Raw genomic sequence first — 1,195 nt, 5'->3', positions numbered from 1 at the left:
GGGCGGTGCCGGTGGTGGACGGCGGGGGCGGCGGCCGGGTGGCGGATCTGGCCCCGCGCCGGCGGTAGCGCGTTCCCGCCGGCCGTGGGGGCCGCGCGCTCCTCTCCGAGGCCGGAGCCTTGGGCGGGGTCGGTGGTGAGGGAGCGGGAGCGGTTTTCCGCGGCCGGTGGTCAGGGGAGTGCTCTCCGGGCGTCGGCCGGTGGCCGGAGCCTTCTTGGGGCGGTGGCCGGGGAGCCTTGCCTGGGGCCCTGACCGGAGGGCGGTGCCCTCTCCGGGCCGTCGGTCAGCGGGCCTTGAGGCCGTGGAAGGTGAGGGTCAGCAGGCGGTCGGCCAACTCCGGGTCGTCCGGGGACTGTTCCACGGCCAGCGCGATGGCGTTGGTCAGCTGCATCAGATCGGCGATGTCCACCTCGCCCCGCACCGAGCCGGCCTGCTGGGCTCGGGCGAGCAGTCTGCTCCCGGCCTCCTGCATCGGTTCGCTGCAGCGGGCGAGTTCGGTGCACTCCTCGGCGGCGGCGCAGAGGAAGGCGCGGGACAGCCCGCGGTAGGTGGTGGCGTGGTCGATGATCGCGCGCAGCCAGTCCACCAGGGCCCGGCAGGGCTGTTCGGCCTCGGCCAGTTCCCGGGAACGGGCCAGCAGGGCGTCGAGTTCGCCGTAGAAGACGGCACCCATCAGAGCGGTGCGGTTGGGGAAGTGCCGGTAGAGGGTGCCGATGCCCACGCCGGCGCGGCGCGCGATGTCCTCCAGCGAGGCGTCGGTGCCGTGTTCGGTGAACGCGGTACGGGCCTCGGCGAGCAGCCGGTCGTAGTTGCGGCGGGCGTCGGCGCGCATCGGGCGGCCCGCCCGGAGGCCGTGTTCCCGTGCGGTGTCGGTCGCCATCGCCGGTCCTTCCCTTCGTCTGGCTCCCCGTGGGTCAAGGATGCCACCCGCTGCCGGATCACGGGGGCGGTGTCCACGAGGTGGCGGACGGGCGAACTGACCGCACCCCCGCCCCGAATCGGGGTGGGGGTGCGGTGGTCCCCGGCCGGGTGGGCCTGGCCGGGCCTGTCTCGTGTGGGGGTCGGGGGCTGGGTCAGTCCTTGATCTCGCAGATGACCGCGCCGGCGGTGATGGTGGAGCCGACCTCGGCGCTCAGGCCCTTGACGGTGCCCGCCCGGTGCGCGTTCAGGGGCTGTTCCATCTTCATCGCCTCCA

Annotated in this window: 2 protein-coding genes; both read right to left on the bottom strand. The window is 74.4% G+C overall.

What is annotated here, in order from left to right:
• Window positions 1-283 precede the first annotated feature (283 nt).
• Window positions 284-880, bottom strand: coding sequence for a TetR/AcrR family transcriptional regulator (locus tag E4099_RS32170; RefSeq protein WP_386390034.1), 597 nt, complete (start codon window positions 878-880; stop codon window positions 284-286).
• Window positions 881-1,073: 193 nt separating this feature from the next.
• A partial coding sequence (locus E4099_RS32165; RefSeq protein ID WP_135341308.1) for a biotin/lipoyl-containing protein occupies window positions 1,074-1,195 on the bottom strand: 122 nt, incomplete at its 5' end.

This window comes from Streptomyces palmae (assembly GCF_004684805.1).
Lineage (GTDB): Bacteria > Actinomycetota > Actinomycetes > Streptomycetales > Streptomycetaceae > Streptomyces > Streptomyces palmae.
Note: the sequence above shows the minus strand (reverse complement) of the source record. Positions and strands in the feature narration are given on the sequence as shown.

Coding starts and splice junctions, on each gene's coding strand:
- E4099_RS32170 (WP_386390034.1), bottom strand. CDS start 880: ATGGCGACCGACACCGCACGGGAACACGGCCTCCGGGCGGGCCGCCCG.